The organism is Pseudoalteromonas sp. L21 (assembly GCF_021728035.1).
Lineage (GTDB): Bacteria > Pseudomonadota > Gammaproteobacteria > Enterobacterales > Alteromonadaceae > Pseudoalteromonas > Pseudoalteromonas arabiensis.
The window spans coordinates 190,081-209,272 of record NZ_JAKKCV010000006.1; the positions used below are offsets into that span (position 1 = coordinate 190,081).

Consider the following 19,192-nt stretch of genomic DNA (forward strand, 5'->3'; position numbering starts at 1 on the left):
ATACTTGTGGCCCTAAAGATAATGAAATTAGCGACTAAAAACAAATTTATCCTGCTTATTTCGCATATAATTTCGACCATAGTTGTAAACTATGTTGTAAAGTGCCTTCATTTAGCCGACAAATTCAAACAAATACTGCATAAGTATGCATAATTGTGTAGAATTACTTCACATTTTATGAATAAAGATACGACAGCATGCAACCTCAAGATAAACAAGAAGCACTAATCAAAGCGTTTAAATCGTTATTAAAAGAAGAAAACTTCGGCTCACAAGGTGAAATTGTAGATGCATTAAAAGAGCAAGGCTTTGATAACATCAGCCAGAGTAAAGTCTCGCGCATGTTGAGTAAATTTGGTGCGGTACGTACTCGTAACGCGAAACAAGAAATGGTGTATTGCTTACCGGCCGAAATGGGCGTACCAACGGCGAAAAGCCCGTTGCGTCAGCTTGTTATCGACATTATGCATAACGAAATGATGATCATTATTCGCACCAGTCCAGGGGCTGCGCAGCTTATTGCACGTTTACTTGATTCATTAGGTAAAGCAGACGGTGTGCTAGGAACCATTGCAGGTGACGATACTATTTTTATCGCCCCTGCAAAAGTGTCTGAAATTGATGTTACGCTTGAGCGTGTTCGCACCTTATTCGATACTGTTTAAAGTTGCTTTAGAAAATTCACTGACGGGGCGAAAAATGCCGAACCCATATCAGCTTGTGTAAAATCAAGCCAATGATCATAATGCTCGCCCTGCCCTAAACGACTTTTCAGTACGTGTTCAAATGAGTCACCTTGTGCGGCACACGACACCATGAGTATGCCCTGTTTGTGAACGTCGCCAAATGGCATACTCTGATTGAGTAATAGCGGCAGACCATGCTCATCTTTGAGCTCTGATCTCACTGCATGGCTCGTTTCAATTGCCGGCACAACTAAGGTATTATCAAGGCGAGTACGCCCCATTATTTGCTCTTGCTCTGATAAAGACAAGTACTGCCACACCGTTAGATCGTGGACAAACCGCTGCACATGAATATAACTACCTTGATCTTCAAAATGCCCTGGTTTATTGACTAGTGCCGTACTGCGTTTTTGTCTACCGTGAGGTGTGTCGCCGGCGTAGATAAAACCATTAAAATCTCGCCCATCTAAAAAGCGAAAGTTACGAACTTGCTCCACTAGCTCAACATCCGGTGTAAACAATTTTAAAATTTGCAGGGCAAATAAATGATTGACGTCTTCACGGTCAGAGCGAATTTGCACAAATAAATCGAACGGTTGTGCGCTTACAACATGTTCACTGTGTGTGACATTTGGAAAGCTTTGTAATTGACTTGGAATAAACTCAGGCAATATATGCGGCCAATATTGCGCCCCAACAGCAACAACACAAGACAGCATAGCCTCAGAGAACTGATCAGAAAATTCGTCTTGTATTACATTTACACGCTTTAGCTTTTTTCGTAATGACTCATCGTGGCCATCATAGACGTTAAAAAACAGGTGCAAACCATGTAAGTTTGCTTCAGCACAAATCCCAGATTGCGCTTGCGCCATAGTGAATCCTTAGCTATTCATTATCAGGCACACAATCAACAATTTAGGATTTCACATCATGTTTAATCTCGAAAAAAATTGACCGTGTGCGGCATTATTTTTATTTTTACTGGCTGTTCGACCGAGAAAACGTGGTCTTGCTCTGCGGCCACTTCGAGCTCCTGCCCTGCAATATTAATACGGTACACATAACGCGTGCCGATAAAACGTCTTTGCAAAATAGTTAAGCCTTGAGCATCGCCATTTTCTGCTTTACACAACTGGATATGATGAGGGCGCACATAAATTTGACCTTGTACGCAATCATGGTTACCTGCATTGGTTGACGATACAACCCCGAACACCGTCTCATATTCAGTTGCGGTTAATGCTTTTGCCGTTAAGTATATGCCCGTACCAAGAAACTCTGCAACCACCTTTGAGTTAGGTTGGCTAAATAACTGCTCAGCAGAGCCTTGTTGGGCTATTTTTCCACCATGCATAACAGCAAGTGTATCAGCAAAGGCAAACGCCTCTTCTTTTGAATGGGTAACAAATACCGCAGAAACTTTTTGCGCTTTGATAATCCGACGAATATCGGCAATTAGCTCAAACCTTACTTGGGTATCAATATTTGAAAATGGCTCATCAAGAAGTAACAAACTTGGTTTATAAGCAAGTGCACGGGCAATCGCGACTCGTTGCTGTTGGCCACCTGAGAGCTGGTGAGGATATCGCTTGGCACAACCATCAAGCTTAACTAAAGTGAGCATCTCGTTCACTCGCTCACGTTTTTGCTCTTTACTCATCGTGTTGAGACCAAACGCAATATTGTCACTCACTGTAAGATGAGGAAATAACGCATAATCTTGAAACATCATGCCGATATTGCGCTTTTGGGGTGCAACAAAAACCCCATTATCGTTCACAATATTAGAATCGATACTCATGTAGCCTTGCTCAGGCTGCAAAATTCCCGCGATTGCTTTTAGGGTTGTGGTTTTGCCACAGCCACTGGCCCCTAATAAACACACTATTTCGTCTTGCTTCACATTGAGGCTTAACCCACTCAAAACCTTAGTGCCATTGTACTGATAAGCTAAGTCTTTAATTACTAAATGGCTCATGAGTGATGTTGCTCCATCGAACGATTAACGAAATACAAAGGAATAAGCCCCACTAAAACAATCAATAACGCTGAAATTGAGGCAAGCTCCAACTGCTCATCACTAACATACTGAAACACATGGGTTGCCAGTGTTTCAAAGTTAAATGGCCTTAATAATAATGCGGCGGGCAGCTCTTTCATGCATTCAATAAAGACTAACAAACCTGCGGTAAGAATGCCGCGTTTTAACAAGGGTAAATGAACTTTACGCAAAGTTTGCAATGGCCCCTTCCCCATTGATTGGCTTGCCATATCTAACGACGGGCTTATACGTAAGAAGCTGCTTTCAAGTGCCCCATGCGCAATCGCATAAAACCGCACAACATAAGCAAATATCATCGCAAATAAAGTGCCACTCAAAAGTAACCCAGGCGATAAGCCAAAAGGCTCAAGCCAGTTATTTAATGCATCATCTAATTGAGTTAGAGGCAACAATACCGCGATGGCTAGCACGGTTCCAGGCAGAGCATAGCCAGTACTTGCTAAACGGCCTGGGATCAAAGGGTAAGCGTGTTTAGCAATCCGCTGATAAAACAAGACCAGTAAGCTCAGTAAAATGGTTACTAGGCTCACCACAATCGCTACTTTAAAACTTTGCCAAGCGTAACTAAAAAATGCTCCATTCCATGCTTCATCGGCATACACAACGGCGTATTTAACTAACACTCCAACCGGCAAGATAAAAGCCAGTACCAGTACGACTGTGCAAGCTAAGCTTGCAGCCCATGCAGCACCGCCTTTTAAGCGATAAAGTGTTGCGCTATTAACACTAGATTGGCGCTCATACACGGCTTGATTGCGACGGCTAAAGCGCTCAACCATGATAGTTAAAAATAAAATGAGCAGCATAATACCCGAAATTTTCGCTGCAGCGGTTAAAGAGTAATAACCAAGCCACGTATCGTAAACAGCGGTCGTGAGTGTGCTCACGGCAAAGTAGTTAACTGTAGCAAAGTCGGCCATCGCTTCCATACTGATCAAGGTAATACCCGCGACAATCGCACCGCGTCCAAGCGGTAAGCTCACCCTTAAAAAGCTTTGTATTGGCGAAAGTCCCATAAGCTGACTTGCTTGTACTAATTTAAACGACTGCTCTCGAAGTGCCGTTTTGAAAATCAGAAATAAATAAGGATAAAGCACCAACGCAATCATCACGATCGCCCCAGTTAAAGTGCGAATATCAAAAAACCAGTAGTCATCCGGTGATTGCCAACCAAACCACTCTCTTAAGGCTATTTGCACAGGTCCCGCATAATCAAGTAGGTCAGTGTAAACATAAGCAATTAAATAGGTGGGCATTGCTAAGGGCAGCATTAACGCCCACTCAAACTGTTTTCGCCCAGGAAAGTCACAATAAGCCGTTAACCAAGCTAGCGGCAACGCAATAACACAACTTAAAAGCCCCACTCCTAAAATGAGCAATAACGTATTACGGGTATAATCCCACAGCACCGTATCGAAAAGGTGCTGAAATACATCCGAATCCCCTTGTAGAGATTCAAATAACAAAAAACCTAAAGGTGTAACAAGCAGCAGGCCAATTAGCCAAGCTAAAAGCTGCCAACGCGACAGCGAAAACTTCACATGCATAAGTGGATTAATACCAGATAAAATAAAAGCTGTTAAAAAACAGCTTTTATAAAATACGAGGAATATCCTCGTTATAAATCAAACTTCACTTCATCAATTAGCTTCAGTGCCGCTGGACGATATTTACTAATTTCATCGAGTGGAAGGCTATCTTCTTTAAACTCACCCCATGATGCAACCATCTCAGATAATTCAACCCCATTTTTTACTGGGTATTCCATATTGACTGAGGCATACATATTTTGTGCCTTATTGTCAGTCATATACTCAATCAGTTTCAAGGCATTTTCAGGGTTTTTGGCGTATTTCGTCATTACCACACCCGATACATTAATATGTGAGCCACGATTAGTTTGGTTAGGAAAGTTAATATGAACGGCTTCTGCCCATGATTTTTGCTGTTCATCTTGCATCATTTTGCCAAAGTAGTAACTGTTACCTAAAGCGATGTCACATAAACCTTCTTTTACAGCTTTTACTTGAGCACGGTCATTACCCTGAGGCTTACGAGCAAGATTCGCCTTTACACCTTCCAGCCACTGCTTTGCTCCTGCCTCTCCATGATGAGCAATCATAGAGGCCACTAAACCTAAATTATAGGGATGTTTACCCGAACGTGTGCATAGCTTACCTTTGTATTTAGGATCAGCAAGGTCTTCATAAGTTAGCTCAGGTAATGCCCCAACACGTTCTTTAGATGAATAAACATTACGAACACGCTTTGTAAGCGCAACCCATTGTCCATCACTATCGCGAAATGTACTTGGCACATTAGCACTGACAACATCGCTTTGAATCTTTTGGGTTAAGTTAAGATCTTCTAACTGAATAAGCGCACTAAAATTTGAAGTGAGCACAAGATCAGCCTTGCTATGCTTTCCCTCGCGTTTCACACGCTCGATGAGTCCCTTTTTCGCAAACACGACATTCGTTTTGATCCCTGTTTGCTTAGTAAAATCATCTAAAATAGGTTTAATCAAAAAAGGCTGACGAAACGAATATATATTTACAACATCATCTGCAAACACGGGTGTGCTTAGCAAAGCTGTTAATAATACTAAGGCTTTCTTTCTCATTTTATAACACCTAAATAATAACGATTCTCAAGTATTTTACCTAGAGTGAAGCGAAATTACACCTGTTTTACTCACAATCAAGTTATGCCTATCGCTATTTAGGAATTTGCCTGTAAGACATATCTCACCTGCATGACAGTTATTGAGTAAAAAGCACAGGTTAACACTGAAAATAAAAAAGCAACCAGTTGAAAATAAAGGAGTTTATATTTATTGCAATAAAATAACGCTCTATTTATGCATGATTTTAACCTACCAAGGCTTGGCTAACTCTCTATAATTACTTACATCAACTAAGCAAGACGCTTAATGAGTAAACGGAAAAGATACATTACTCATAAAACCGAGGATTTAGGTTCATAAGGAAATAAAGGAAACAAGGACAGGCTCAGGAAGAGTAACGCAATGGAATGACAACCTACGGACAGCATCAGGATGATGTGGAAAGGCATAACAACAGGATGTTGTTATACAGGACGTTAAAAAGTGGAACAAAGGACAGGCTGTAAGGGCATCGCAACGGAGTTGCTAATAAAAGGATAGCGTTAGGATGACGCGTAAAGGACAGGTAAAGAATTTACCAGCAAGGATGTAAAGGACTAAAAAGGAAGCAAGGCTGGATTGCCTTAAATTGCACAGAACCAATAAGTAAAGTGCAATAGCATGGATTGGCAAAGTTTATGGAGTTGATTAGGTTCAATTGCAGGATGCAAAAAATTAAGAAGATTCCGCAAGCGCGACTAGCGATAGTACGCGCTTTTCTTTTGCCTAAAATTTAGTAAAGAGTTATTGCTCTGGGCGTCCCTTATTTCGCTTACCAAGTAAATACGCATCTCTGAACTTAATAAAATGTTCTTCTAGCTTTTGCGTAGCAGCCACTTCACCTGCAAGCGCAAGCACCATAATAGCAACCTCTGCAGTACCAAGCTGATGTTCATGTGGGGCAACACGCAATCGGTAATCCGAGAGCTTTTCAGGCGTAATTGAAAGCACGGGCAAATTATCTAAATAAGGACTTTTACGGATCATCTTCTTCGCTTCGCGCCAAGTACCATCTAAGAAGATAAACAATGGGCGCTTGCCATCCACAGGGGTTACTTCGGTGATCACGCGCTCTTCATCATCTACATCACTGGCAGGAAAAATAACCATAGGCTGATATTGTGAGTCTGCCAACAAGCTCAGTAAGGCTTCATCGGGGGTGGTTCTATCCCATTTAAAGGCATGATTATCTGGCACGATTTCAGCAATTAAACGGCCAGTATTTGACGGCTTAAAACTCTCATTGTGATACATAAGTAAGCAGACTGCCGCATTACACTCGGCCTGTTCAACACCTTCACAAATACAATAATGCTCAGCAAGCAGACAGCGCTCACACCGTGTTAGCTTTGCGCCACGAGCTTTAAATTCACGACGCGACTCAGCCATTTGTGTTGCGCGAAGTTCTAAAACGGAGTTATTTGAGATTGTAGCCACTGCATTTACCAGAAAGTTGAACGGCGCGTATTGTAGCTAAAAATAAGGGGAATAGAAATCAGCGATTAAAAAACAAAAACCCAGCCAAAGCTGGGTTTTTAAAGCTATTAGTCAAAAGAACTTACTTCTTTTTAACGGCTTTTTTGTTTGGAAGGTCAGTGATTGAACCTTCGAAGATTTCAGCAGCTAGACCGATTGATTCATTTAACGTTGGGTGAGCGTGAATAGTTAACGCTAGGTCTTCACCGTCTGCGCCCATTTCAACTGCTAAGCCGATTTCACCTAGCATTTCACCTGCGTTGATACCAACCATAGCACCACCGATAACACGACCTGAGTCTTTATCGAAGATTAGCTTAGTTTGACCTTCGGTACGTGCTGAAGCGATAGCACGACCAGATGCTGCCCAAGGGAATACAGCTGTTTCGATGCTTAAGCCTTGCTCTTTCGCTTCTTTCTCAGTTACACCAACCCATGCGATTTCTGGATCTGTGTATGCGATTGAAGGAATGCACTTAGGATCGAAGAAGTGTTTCTGACCAGAAATAACTTCAGCAGCAACGTGAGCTTCGTGAACCGCTTTGTGCGCAAGCATTGGTTGACCAACGATGTCACCGATAGCGAAGATGTGATCAACGTTTGTTTTAAGCTGCTTATCAACATTGATGAAGCCACGCTCATCAACATTAACACCTGCTTTGTCAGCATCAAGTAGTTTACCGTTCGGCGTACGGCCAACAGCAACAAGTACTTTATCGTAACGTACAGGTTCAGCCGGAGCATTTTTACCTTCAAATGTTACATATAAACCGTCGTCTTTTGCTTCAACGCCAGTTACTTTAGTAGATAGCATTACGTTAAACTTGTTCTTAACGTATTTCTGGTAAATCTTGATAACGTCTTTATCAGCTGCTGGAACTAATTGATCAGCAAACTCAACAACGTCGATTTCAGAACCTAGTGCACGGTATACAGTACCCATCTCAAGACCGATGATACCACCACCTAAAACAAGTAGTTTCTCAGGTACATCTTTAAGCTCAAGCGCGCCAGTTGAATCGATTACACGGTCATCTTCAGGGATGAAAGGTAAGTTAACAGGCTGAGAACCCGCTGCAATAATAGCATTATCGAATGTGATAGTTGTTGTACCGTCTTCACCTTCAACAGCAAGTGTGTTGCTACCAGTGAACTTACCGTAGCCACTTACTACTTTCACTTTACGCATTTTAGCCATGCCGTCTAGGCCGCCAGTTAACTGACCAATTACAGACTCTTTCCAATCACGGATTTTATCTAGGTCGATTTCAGGCTTACCAAAAGTAACGCCGTGAGATGACATTTCTGCCGCGTCATCAATCACTTTAGCTACGTGTAAAAGTGCTTTTGAAGGAATACAACCCACATTAAGACAAACACCACCTAATGTGTTGCGAGATTCTACCAATGTAACTTCTAAGCCCAAGTCAGCAGCGCGGAAAGCCGCAGAATAACCACCAGGACCACCGCCTAGTACAACAACTTGAGTTTTTAATTCGTTGCTCATGCTATTACCTTAAATGTTTGAACGGGACACTGCCCTAAGTTTAACTGCCATGTTTCTGCAAGGCAGAAAGGGAGAGCAGATATCTATACCAAGATTGTTCTATAGCAAAGATTGTATCATTGCCAATGGTAAAAATCCCAGCAAAAAACAACTTGCTGGGATTTGATTCTTATAATTTACGAGACGATTACATCACTAATTGACGGATATCGCTCATGTAGCTTGCTAGCGTCACAGTAAAGCGTGCTGCTAAGGCACCGTCAATTACCCTATGGTCGTATGACATTGATAATGGAACCATTAACTTAGGCTCAAATTCTTTGCCATTCCACTTAGGCTTCATCTCTGATTTAGAGACACCTAAAATTGCGACTTCAGGTGCATTCACGATAGGTGTAAATGCTGTACCACCGATACCACCAAGGCTTGAGATTGTGAAACAACCACCTTGCATATCAGATGACGTTAGCTTGCCATCACGTGCTTTAGCCGACACTTCCATTAACTCACGAGAAAGTTCAATGATGCCTTTCTTATCAACATCTTTGAATACCGGAACAACTAAACCGTTTGGTGTATCAACGGCAACACCGATATTGATGTACTTCTTCAAGATTAAGCTTTCGCCATCTTCAGACAGTGAAGAGTTAAACGTTGGGAATTCAGCAAGTGCTTTAGCCGCCGCTTTCATCACAAATACCAGTGGCGTGATTTTAACACCTAGCTTTTTCTTCTCAGCAAGGGCGTTTTGCTCTTTACGGAATGCCTCCAAGCTTGTGATATCCGCTTCATCAAACTGTGTAACGTGCGGGATTTGTACCCAGTTACGGTGTAAGTTAGCACCTGAAAGTTTTTGAATACGAGAAAGTTTCTTCTCTTCGATTTCACCAAATTTAGCAAAATCAACTTTCGGCCAAGGGATAAGACCTAACTCACCGCCACCAGCATTGCCTTTGCCAGCATTACCTGATTCAACTTGCTTAACTAGCTCTTTCACATAGTTTTGCACGTCTTCTTTGACAACACGGTTTTTCCGACCTGTGCCTTTTACGTTTGCTAGGTTAATACCAAACTCACGCGCTAAACGACGTACAACAGGCGATGCATGTGCATACGCTTTGTTATCAGCAAACTCTTCTTTGCTTGCTTTAGCCGCAGCTGGTTTTGCAGCAGGTGTAGATTCAGCTTTTGCCGCTGGTGCAGGTGCTGACTCTTTTTTAGCTTCTGGCGCTGCTTTAGCACTGCCAGCGACTTCAAATACAAAGATAAGTGAGCCAGTTGATACTTTATCGCCCGCTGCTACTTTGATTTCTTTAACTGTGCCAGCAAATGGCGCAGGTACTTCCATTGATGCTTTATCGCCTTCAACGTTTAAGATTGATTGATCTTCTTCAACCTTATCGCCAACAGCAACCATCACTTCGGTAACTTCAACTTCATCACCGCCGATATCAGGCACATTCACTTCTTTATTGCTTGATGCGGTTTCAGCTGGCGCTTCTTCTGCTGGTGCAGACTCAGCAGCAGGGGCGTCAGAGCCACTTGATGCAGTTTCAAAAACGAAGATTAAAGAGCCAGTTTTCACTTTATCGCCAGTGGCGATTTTGATCTCTTTAACAGTACCTGCAAATGGTGCTGGTACTTCCATTGATGCTTTATCGCCTTCAACGCTCAGTAAAGATTGCTCTTCTTCAACCGTGTCACCTACCGCAACCATGATTTCAGTTACTTCAACTTCATCATCGCCGATATCTGGCACGGTCACTTCTTGTGACGCTGAACCTGAAGATTGCTTAGCAGGCTCTGCTTTAGCCTCTTCTTTTGTGTCAGAAGATGCAGAAGCTTGCTCTTCACCTTCGAAGATCATGATAAGTGAACCGGTTGTCACCGTGTCACCTTCAGCAACTTTAATTTCTTTAACCGTACCTGCTTGTGCAGCAGGTACTTCCATTGATGCTTTGTCGCCTTCAACCGTTAATAACGATTGATCAACCTCAACCTTATCGCCAACGCTAACAAGGATTTCGGTTACTTCAACTTCATCGCCACCGATATCTGGTACATTAATTTCAATACTCATTGGAACCTCTTATGCGTATAGCGGGTTTACTTTGTTTGTGTCGATGTCGAATTTCTTGATTGCTTCAACAACCACTGACTTTTCAACTTCACCACGTTTAGCAAGCTCAGATAATGTTGCAACCACAACATAGCCCGCATTAACTTCAAAGTGACGACGTAGGTTTTCACGGCTATCAGAACGACCGTAGCCATCTGTACCCAATACTTTATAGTTGCTGCTTGGTACAAATGAACGAACTTGCTCAGCATAGTTCTTCATGTAGTCTGTTGCTGCAACAGTCACAGAGTCACCTAATACATTGGTGATGTAAGCAGTTTTTTGCTCTGCTTCTGGGTTAAGCATGTTGAAACGCTCAGCGTCTTGACCGTCACGTGTTAGCTCATTGAATGAGGTTACAGAGAATACATCAGAACCAATGCCATACTCTTCGCTCAGGATCTGTGCTGCTTTACGCACTTCAATCATGATAGTACCTGAACCCAGTAACTGCACTTTTGCTTTATCACCAGCTACCGTTTCAAGTTTGTAGATACCTTTACGAATACCTTCTTCAGCGCCTTCAGGCATTGCTGGTTGATGGTAGTTTTCGTTCATTAGCGTTAGGTAGTAGAACACGTTTTCTTGATCTTCGCCGTACATGCGACGAATACCGTCTTGCATGATGACCGCAACTTCGTATGCGAATGTCGGGTCATAAGAAATACAGTTAGGAACCGTGTTAGCAAGAATGTGGCTGTGACCATCTTCGTGCTGTAAACCTTCACCGTTTAGCGTTGTACGACCTGCCGTAGCACCAAGTAAGAAACCACGCGCTTGTTGGTCACCAGCCATCCACGCCATATCGCCTACACGTTGGAAACCAAACATTGAGTAGTAGATGTAGAATGGGATCATTGGTAAATCGTTAGTGCTGTATGATGTTGCAGCAGCAACCCATGATGACATTGCACCTAACTCGTTGATACCTTCTTGTAGTACCTGACCTGATGTTGCTTCTTTATAGTAAGAAACGATGTCACGGTCTTGCGGCGTGTAATTTTGGCCATGCGGGTTATAAATACCGATTTGACGGAATAAACCTTCCATACCAAATGTACGTGCTTCATCAGCGATGATAGGCACGATGTTTTTACCAATGCCTTTGTCTTTTAGTAACACGTTAAGTGCACGTACAAAGCCCATGGTTGTAGAGATGTCACGTTTTTGCTCTTCAAGTAATGGCTTGAACGCGTCAACTTCTGGCAATGTTAACGTTTCAGAAAACTTAGCAATACGCTTAGGTGTGTAACCTTGTAGCGCTTCACGACGCGCATGTAGGTACTTGTACTCTTCAGAGCCTTCTTCAAGTGTTAGATATGGTAAGTCTTTAATTTCTTCATCAGACACTAAGTCTTGTAGACCTAAACGTGCACGTAGGTGCTCAACATGGGTCATATCCATTTTCTTAACTTGGTGCGCGATGTTTTTACCTTCAGCCGCTTCACCCATGCCGTAACCTTTTACAGTTTTAGCAAGGATAACCGTTGGACGGTCTTTGGTTTCTTCCGCTTTTTTGAATGCAGCGTAAAGTTTTGATGGCTCATGACCACCACGCTTAAGTGCGAAAATCTCTTCATCAGTCATATCAGCAACAAGTGCTGCTGTTTCTGGGTAACGACCGAAGAAGTGTTCACGAACGTATGCACCGTCTTTCGCTTTATATGTTTGGTAATCACCGTCAATGGTTTCGTTCATTAATTGTAGTAATTTACCTGTTGTATCTTTAGCAAGTAGGATATCCCAACCACTACCCCATACAACTTTAATTACGTTCCAACCTGCGCCTTTGAATAGGCCTTCAAGCTCTTGAATGATCTTACCATTACCCATTACTGGGCCGTCTAAACGCTGTAAGTTACAGTTGATTAGGTAACATAGGTTATCTAACTTCTCACGGGCAGCGAATGAGATTGCACCACGTGATTCTGGCTCATCCATCTCACCGTCGCCTAAGAAAGCGTACACACGTTGGTTTTTAGTGTCTTTTAAGCCACGACCATCGAGGTATTTTAAGAAACGCGCTTGGTAGATAGATGCAATTGGACCAAGACCCATTGATACCGTAGGGAACTGCCAGAATTCAGGCATTAATTTAGGGTGTGGGTATGAAGGAAGACCTTTACCATCCACTTCTTGACGGAAGTTATCAAGCTGCTCAGCCGTTAAACGACCTTCAACAAATGCACGGGCATAAATACCAGGAGAAATGTGGCCTTGATAATAAACTAAGTCACCGCCATCAACATCGTTTGGTGCTTTAAAGAAGTGGTTAAAACATACTTCATAGAATGCAGCAGAAGACTGGTAAGACGCCATATGGCCGCCTAAGTCTAGATCTTTTTTCGACGCACGTAATACGATCATGATCGCATTCCAACGGATGATTGAACGAATACGACGTTCAATGTTTACGTCACCTGGGTAAGCAGGTTCTTGATCTACCGGAATGGTATTAACGTAGTTAGTAGTTGTGCCAGTAGGCATATCAACACCGTCTAAACGGGCTTGCTCTAACACTTGCTCAAGTAAAAATTGAGCACGTTCTACACCTTCTTCACGCACAACAGATTCAAGGGCTTGTAACCACTCTTGTGTTTCTAGCGCGTCTACGTCAATTTTATTGACTTCAGACATATGGAGGTTTCCTTATGTTTAAAATACTAATTATTTTAATAAATCTTAAATTAAGTAGTTAACTAAACTTAGCTAATCACTTGCTTAATGTTGTTTGGTGCGTCTTAAACTACGTTCAATCCGCGAATGCTCTTTGCCAGCCTCAAGTAAGGCTTCTTCGATAAAGGCTAAGTGAGCATTACTAGCAAGACGTGCTTGCTCTGGGTTTCCTTCTATAACCGCATCCATCAAAAACTGTCTGTGCTCAGCAAGCTTTTGACTAATATGTGGTTTTTTTAACAATACAGTTAAATTCTGTAATACATTTTGTTCAAGCAATGCCTGCATACCACGTACTAAATGCAGTAATACAACATTGTGTGATGCTTCAGCGACACTAAAATGAAAAGCATTAATTGCTTTCGCTTTTTGTACAATGTCATCATTCACAAGCGCAATATTGTCAAAACTCTGTTTTACTTTTTTGAAATCATTCGTCGTACCGCGCATAGCCGCATAGTAAGCAGCAATCCCCTCTAGTGCATGACGAAATTCAAGTAAATCAAATTGTGACTCGGGATGTTTACTAATCAAATCAAAGAGTGGATCAGTAAGCCCTTCTTCAAGCTGATTTTTTACAAATGTTCCGCCACCCTGACGGCGCGTTACCAACCCCTTCGCTTCTAGCTTTTGAATCGCTTCGCGCAAAGAGGGACGCGACACTTCAAACTGTTTCGCTAACTCTCGCTCAGGAGGCAACTTTTCGCCCGGTGCTAACGACCCCTCAAGAATCATATTCTCAAGTTGTTGTAAAATTACATCAGATAATTTTGCAGCTTTAATTTTTAAAGACATTTATCAACGTCCGCATTGTTTAATGCTAAGCCCACTAAATACAGGGTGTTTAGCCTTGCATCTTGACCAAAAGGTAAATTGGTCATACCAAATTTGATGCATACGTTATCAAAAAGCCGTATTTCTGTCAATTTCACACCCTTAGCGACTAGTTATACCCTAACTTAATTAGCCTAAAGATTAAACAGTATGGAATAAAGTGACTATTTCGGAAGGAAAAATAAATAAAAAAGAAATGGTCAGACCAGATGATGAATTGCAAAAATACGAAATAAACCTGCTTGCAGCAGCGGGTTTACCCCGCGACACCTCGAAACAAATTTCAAAACCCAAACGCGATATAAAATCGCGACTACGGCATCTCGTAGCAGCGGGTTTACCCCGCGACAGCCTGAAACAAATGACAAAACCCAAACGCGATATAAAATCGCGACTACGCCGTCTTGTAGCAGCGGGTTTACCCCGCGACAGCTCGAAACAAATGACAAAACCACGCGCAATATAAAATCGCGACTACGCCGTCTCGTAGCAGCGGGCTTACCCCGCGACACCTCGAAACAAATGACAAAACCATACGCAATATAAAATCGCGACTACGGCATCTCGTAGCAGCGAGTTTACCCCGCGACAGTTCAAACAAATGACAAAACCATGCACGATATAAAATCGCGACTACGGCATCTCGTAGCAGCGGGTTTACCCCGCGACAGCCTGAAGCAAATGACAAAACCCAAACGCGATATAAAATCGCGACTACGCCGTCTTGTAGCAGCGGGTTTCCCCCGCGACAGCTCAAAACAAATGACAAAACCGATGCGTAAAACAAATAGGGACAAACGACTAAAAACTCTTTAATGTAGAATAAAAAAACCAACACTTAAATAAGGCTAAGGACGCACATGCACAGCTCACATTTATTAAGAAAAGGCAGGGTATCAAAAACAAATCATTATTATGCCTTAACTCTTGTTTGTCACCTTCGTAGAAACCACTTGAACAATTTATTTATTAATCGGCGAATCATTCATGAAATGCGAAAGTTAGAAATAGAAAAACTAATTACCTCAAATACTTTTGTCCTCATGCCAAATCACCTCCACTGGCTAATTCAATTATCAAACTCACTTTCAATAAGTGAAGTCGTAAGAAAATTCAAAGGACGAACAGCAACGCTATTTAGAAAGCACTATCGAGAAAAACTTTGGCAAAAAGGGTTTTATGATCATTTAATAAGAGACGATGAAGATTTAGTAGCAAATGCGAGGTATATAGTCGCTAATCCATTAAGAGCTGGACTCGTAAAAAACATAACTGATTATGCTTATTGGGATAGTGTATATTTAAAGATCTAATAGCAGGTTTACCCCGCGACACCCCGAAACAAATTATAAAACCATACGCGATATGAAATCGCGACTACGCCGTCTCGTAGCAGCGGGTTTACCCCGCGACAGCTCAAAACAAATTTCAAAACCCAACCGCTATATAAAATCGCGACTACACTATCTCGTAGCAGCGGGTTTACCCCGCGACAGCTCAAAACAAATTTCAAAACCCAACCGCGATATAAAATCGCGACTACGCCGTCTCGTAGCAGCGGGTTTCCCCCGCGACAGCTCAAAACAAATTTCAAAACCCAAACGCGATATAAAATCGCGACTACGCCATCTCGTAGCAGCGGGTTTACCCCGCGACAGATCAAACAAATGACAAAACTTATGCGCGATGTAAAATCGCGACTACGCCATCTCGTAGCAGCGGGTTTATCCCGCGACAGCCCAAAACAAACTTCAAACCCAAACGCGATATAAAATCGCGACTACGCTAGGCCACCAAACAAGGTCAATGCGGCGATGATCACTAAAAAGAACAGGACGTTTCGTTTTATTAATTTCATCATACAGGTTGCTTCGTAAGTACAACCAAAATGTTGTTGTTCAATTTGTTCGGCTGCAAGGGCTGTTTGCGTCACTACTTTGCGGTTACTTACTGAAAAATCTAAAACATACTTAAGCCAACAGCTGGTTCCTTTATTAAAGTTACCAATCACTAAGTAACCAAAGCTCGCAACACGTGCAGGTAACCAATCAAGCCAAAATAGTAATGTGTGAATAAGTTTGAAACGCTTTGCATAAATTACACGGTGGTCATCTCGTACTTTATCAGCATAAGTACGTACTAAAGCGTACAACACAGCACCTGGCACACCTAAAATGACAAACCAAAATATCACTGCGCAATAAAACCGAAAGTTAAGCCATGCTAATGTCTGGCCGAAGGTTTCGCCTTGCGGCTCATCTTCAAGCTTCTTTTGCCCGATTTGTAGTGCATATAAACTTGCCGCTTCAAGGTCATTGCGCGTTAATGCATTTAAGTACGACTTATAAAGTGCCCGCTGTTTAGCACAGCCAAAACACACCAACAACACCACAACATTAATCGCTAATTGCCAAACAATTGAATCAGACAACTGAAAAACAATGGCAATTGCAAGTACTGGTAACATCAGCCAAATTAAAAAGCCAATTGGAGAGTAAAATAACCCCTTCTTCGACAGCTGCTTATTTGAAAGCGTTAGGTAACTATTTGCATAATGACTAATTTGCCAATAATCAGCACGCGCGCCCAAACGCTCTATGACTAGCGCAATAATGATTGAAATTAAGATCATCTTGTTACCTATTTCCTTTAAAACACTAAATCAAAATAATATTGCCAATCGAAGCTCTCGCCAGGATCCGTCTTGCGACTAGGAGCAATATCGCAATGCCCAACAATGCGTGAGCGTGTAATAGCTGGATACTTATAAATTAACGCCCTTGTTAGTGATTGTAATGCATTATATTGTGCTTGGGTATAGGGGGTTTTATCTGTTCCTTCAAGCTCAATCCCCACGCTAAAATCGTTACACTGCTCTCGCCCTTCAAACATTGACACACCGGCATGCCAAGCTCGCTTTTCAAAAGGCACATATTGAATAACCTCACCTGTACGACGAATAAAACAATGAGCCGAGACCCTAAGCCCCTGTAAATCACTAAACGTTTCATGGGCATTACAATCAATACAGCCCATAAATAAATCATCAACATAAGGGGTTAAAAACTGCCCTGCTGGCAATGAAATATTATGTATAACAAGCAATGAGACTTCACCGTGTGGGCGTTCATCGCAATGGCTAGATGGGCGCTGTAATACCGTGTTTAATCGACCTAGGTCATCTATATACATATTAAAAACTAACCATGACAAGAAAGTTAAACAGTGTAATGGCTTAACAACCTTGGGTCTAGTTGCCAAAAACAAGCAAGCCTATATCTTCTAATCAAGAGTTAAACATAGTAAAATTTTGCTAACTTCTTACTACACAATGAGCTTTGACATGTCTGTTCCCCACTCTTTAATTAGCCAGTTAGTTAAACTTGCGCTAGATGAAGACCTTAATTACCAATCAGCAAATGACGGTGATATCACCGCACAGCTTATTCCAGAAAATGAACAAGCCAATGCCAAAGTTATTACCCGCGAAGACTGCGTGTTTTGTGGTAAAGACATCATTTTAGAAGTGTTTAAACAAGTCGATGAGTCTGTAAAGGTGGATGTGTTAGTCAACGATGGCGACACCGTCGCAGCCAATAGTACTTTATTTACAGCCAGTGGTTCTGCCCGTGCGATTTTAACAGCCGAGCGCACAGCACTTAATTTTGTGCAAACACTCTCAGGCACAGCCACAACCACAGCACATTATGTAAAAGAACTTGCTGGCACCACAACTCAACTACTGGATACTCGCAAAACCATTCCAGGCTTACGCGCACTACAAAAATATGCAGTAAAATGCGGTGGCGGCGCTAATCATCGAATTGGATTGTTCGACGCATTCCTTATTAAAGAAAACCACATTGCGGCTTGCGGTGGCATTGGTAAAGCGGTTGCTCAAGCTAAATTGAATCACCCAAGCAAACCTGTTGAGGTTGAGGTTGAATCTTTAAATGAGCTTGAACAAGCTATTGATGCCGGCGCTGATATCATCATGCTTGATAACTTTAGCGTTGAGCAAATTCAACAAGCAGTGGTAATAACTAACAAGCGTGCCAAGTTAGAAGTGTCTGGCAATATGACCCTTGAAACAATAAAAACCTACTCTCAAGCGGGGGTTGATTTTATATCAAGCGGCGCACTTACAAAAAATTTACAATCAATCGACTTATCAATGCGTTTTAACGCTTAATTCCTCTTTATTTGCGTATTTAATCTTTACCTAATTCGTTGACACCGTAATAAAAAAAGCATTAAATACGCAAAAAGCCTGAGCTGGTAACAAAAAATATATATTTAATTAGAACTTTGAGACTTTATAAGCTAACTCACTCTGCAATAAAGTAAAGATTGCAATTAACTCAACAAGTTATAACAAAACAATTTTATTTACACGTTATTACAGGGATCCGCTTAAAACGTGATCCGTCTCAAACTAAAGTAGGAAAGTTCTGAAAAACCAGCTAGCTAGCGGGAAAACAGCTTCCAAAAACATTTATAAATGCTAAAGTAAATTTACATACGCTGAATAAGCAAAAATTTAGGATAGTCTGTTCAAAAACAGGCTGTTTGATTGAAATTTTAAGTAAAACTGTAAGATTTATTCTGTAGATTAAGCATTAATTTTACAATGCTGAAGCAACAGCTAAACTTACAACACATCATATCCTTTAGGAGAGGAACAAATGACACAACAAAAGCAACAGGGTTTCACCCTAATTGAATTAATGATTGTAGTAGCAATCATCGGTATTTTGGCTGCAGTAGCACTGCCTGCTTATCAGGATTATACCCTCAAGGCTCGCTTTGCTGAGGTGAAAACATCAGCTGCTTCAGTTAAATTGACAATGGCTCAGTGCCTTCAAGAAAACAATAATAATGTTGCTTCTTGCAATACTTATGCTCTATTAGGTATTTCAGCTCCAGCAGCAAATGATAACCTTGCTTCTGTAACTATTGGTGATACAGGCGCAATCACAGCTACAGCTACAGCAAGTGCAGGTGGTTACACTTATATTTTAACTCCTCCAACTATTGCAGCCGGCGATCCACCTCCTTCAACATATGTATTCACAGTTTCGGGTACATGTTCAACCCAAACAAGAATACCTAATCTTTGTTAATTATTATTAATGGAAAGGGCTGAAAAAGCCCTTTTTTAATC

Annotated in this window: 16 protein-coding genes; 5 read left to right on the plus strand and 11 right to left on the minus strand. The window is 41.8% G+C overall.

The features are described 5' to 3' along the window. Positions 1-197 precede the first annotated feature (197 nt). The gene (argR, locus tag L3V41_RS17270; protein ID WP_062570079.1) at positions 198-665 is read left to right on the plus strand and encodes a transcriptional regulator ArgR; all 468 of its coding nucleotides are present in this window, start codon (positions 198-200) and stop codon (positions 663-665) included. On the opposite strand, the gene L3V41_RS17275 is transcribed toward argR, so the two are convergent. From L3V41_RS17275 to pdhR, 9 genes are all read right to left on the minus strand, one after another. Then, on the minus strand, positions 662-1,561 hold the full coding sequence (locus L3V41_RS17275; protein ID WP_062570078.1) for a Dyp-type peroxidase: 900 nt from the start codon (positions 1,559-1,561) through the stop codon (positions 662-664). The genes argR and L3V41_RS17275 overlap by 4 nt on opposite strands. 62 nt (positions 1,562-1,623) lie before the next feature. Further along, the gene (locus tag L3V41_RS17280) at positions 1,624-2,667 is read right to left on the minus strand and encodes an ABC transporter ATP-binding protein (protein ID WP_193988330.1); all 1,044 of its coding nucleotides are present in this window, start codon (positions 2,665-2,667) and stop codon (positions 1,624-1,626) included. Beyond that, a complete protein-coding gene (locus tag L3V41_RS17285; RefSeq protein WP_237128171.1) occupies positions 2,664-4,298 on the minus strand; it encodes an iron ABC transporter permease in 1,635 nt (544 codons plus the stop codon). Before L3V41_RS17285 ends, L3V41_RS17280 begins: the two co-directional genes overlap by 4 nt. A gap of 71 nt (positions 4,299-4,369) precedes the next feature. After that, complete coding sequence (locus L3V41_RS17290; protein ID WP_237128172.1) at positions 4,370-5,374, minus strand: Fe(3+) ABC transporter substrate-binding protein; 1,005 nt, start codon at positions 5,372-5,374, stop codon at positions 4,370-4,372. A 786-nt stretch (positions 5,375-6,160) separates the two neighbouring features. Then, on the minus strand, positions 6,161-6,805 hold the full coding sequence (locus L3V41_RS17295) for a DTW domain-containing protein (RefSeq protein ID WP_267135671.1): 645 nt from the start codon (positions 6,803-6,805) through the stop codon (positions 6,161-6,163). Positions 6,806-6,974: 169 nt separating this feature from the next. Continuing rightward, complete coding sequence (lpdA, locus tag L3V41_RS17300; RefSeq protein WP_062570074.1) at positions 6,975-8,399, minus strand: dihydrolipoyl dehydrogenase; 1,425 nt, start codon at positions 8,397-8,399, stop codon at positions 6,975-6,977. Between the two features lie 187 nt (positions 8,400-8,586). Continuing rightward, positions 8,587-10,479 carry a pyruvate dehydrogenase complex dihydrolipoyllysine-residue acetyltransferase gene (gene aceF, locus L3V41_RS17305; RefSeq protein WP_237128173.1) on the minus strand — a complete coding sequence of 631 codons (1,893 nt, stop codon included), beginning with the start codon at positions 10,477-10,479 and terminating at the stop codon, positions 8,587-8,589. Positions 10,480-10,488: 9 nt separating this feature from the next. After that, positions 10,489-13,155: a pyruvate dehydrogenase (acetyl-transferring), homodimeric type gene (aceE, locus tag L3V41_RS17310; protein ID WP_062570072.1), complete on the minus strand. Its 2,667-nt coding sequence runs from the start codon at positions 13,153-13,155 to the stop codon at positions 10,489-10,491. 84 nt (positions 13,156-13,239) lie between these two features. Further along, positions 13,240-13,989 carry a pyruvate dehydrogenase complex transcriptional repressor PdhR gene (pdhR, locus tag L3V41_RS17315; RefSeq protein WP_062570071.1) on the minus strand — a complete coding sequence of 250 codons (750 nt, stop codon included), beginning with the start codon at positions 13,987-13,989 and terminating at the stop codon, positions 13,240-13,242. A 199-nt stretch (positions 13,990-14,188) separates the two neighbouring features. Here pdhR and L3V41_RS17320 point away from each other — a divergent pair, with 199 nt between their 5' ends. Together L3V41_RS17320 and L3V41_RS17325 are read left to right on the plus strand one after the other, a co-directional pair. Beyond that, on the plus strand, positions 14,189-14,494 hold the full coding sequence (locus L3V41_RS17320) for a hypothetical protein (RefSeq protein ID WP_237128174.1): 306 nt from the start codon (positions 14,189-14,191) through the stop codon (positions 14,492-14,494). A 394-nt stretch (positions 14,495-14,888) separates the two neighbouring features. Further along, complete coding sequence (locus tag L3V41_RS17325; RefSeq protein ID WP_237128175.1) at positions 14,889-15,341, plus strand: transposase; 453 nt, start codon at positions 14,889-14,891, stop codon at positions 15,339-15,341. 467 nt (positions 15,342-15,808) lie between these two features. Here L3V41_RS17325 and ampE read toward each other — a convergent pair whose 3' ends face one another. Together ampE and ampD are read right to left on the minus strand one after the other, a co-directional pair. Beyond that, positions 15,809-16,660 (minus strand): beta-lactamase regulator AmpE, encoded by an 852-nt coding sequence (gene ampE / locus L3V41_RS17330; RefSeq protein WP_062570069.1) that lies wholly within the window; start codon positions 16,658-16,660, stop codon positions 15,809-15,811. A 17-nt stretch (positions 16,661-16,677) separates the two neighbouring features. Further along, positions 16,678-17,220 (minus strand): 1,6-anhydro-N-acetylmuramyl-L-alanine amidase AmpD, encoded by a 543-nt coding sequence (ampD, locus tag L3V41_RS17335; protein ID WP_237128176.1) that lies wholly within the window; start codon positions 17,218-17,220, stop codon positions 16,678-16,680. A 151-nt stretch (positions 17,221-17,371) separates the two neighbouring features. Here ampD and nadC point away from each other — a divergent pair, with 151 nt between their 5' ends. Further along, positions 17,372-18,220, plus strand: a complete 849-nt coding sequence (gene nadC, locus L3V41_RS17340) for a carboxylating nicotinate-nucleotide diphosphorylase (protein ID WP_237128177.1) — start codon at positions 17,372-17,374, stop codon at positions 18,218-18,220. Between the two features lie 493 nt (positions 18,221-18,713). Then, positions 18,714-19,151 (plus strand): pilin, encoded by a 438-nt coding sequence (locus tag L3V41_RS17345; protein WP_237128178.1) that lies wholly within the window; start codon positions 18,714-18,716, stop codon positions 19,149-19,151. Positions 19,152-19,192 lie beyond the last annotated feature (41 nt).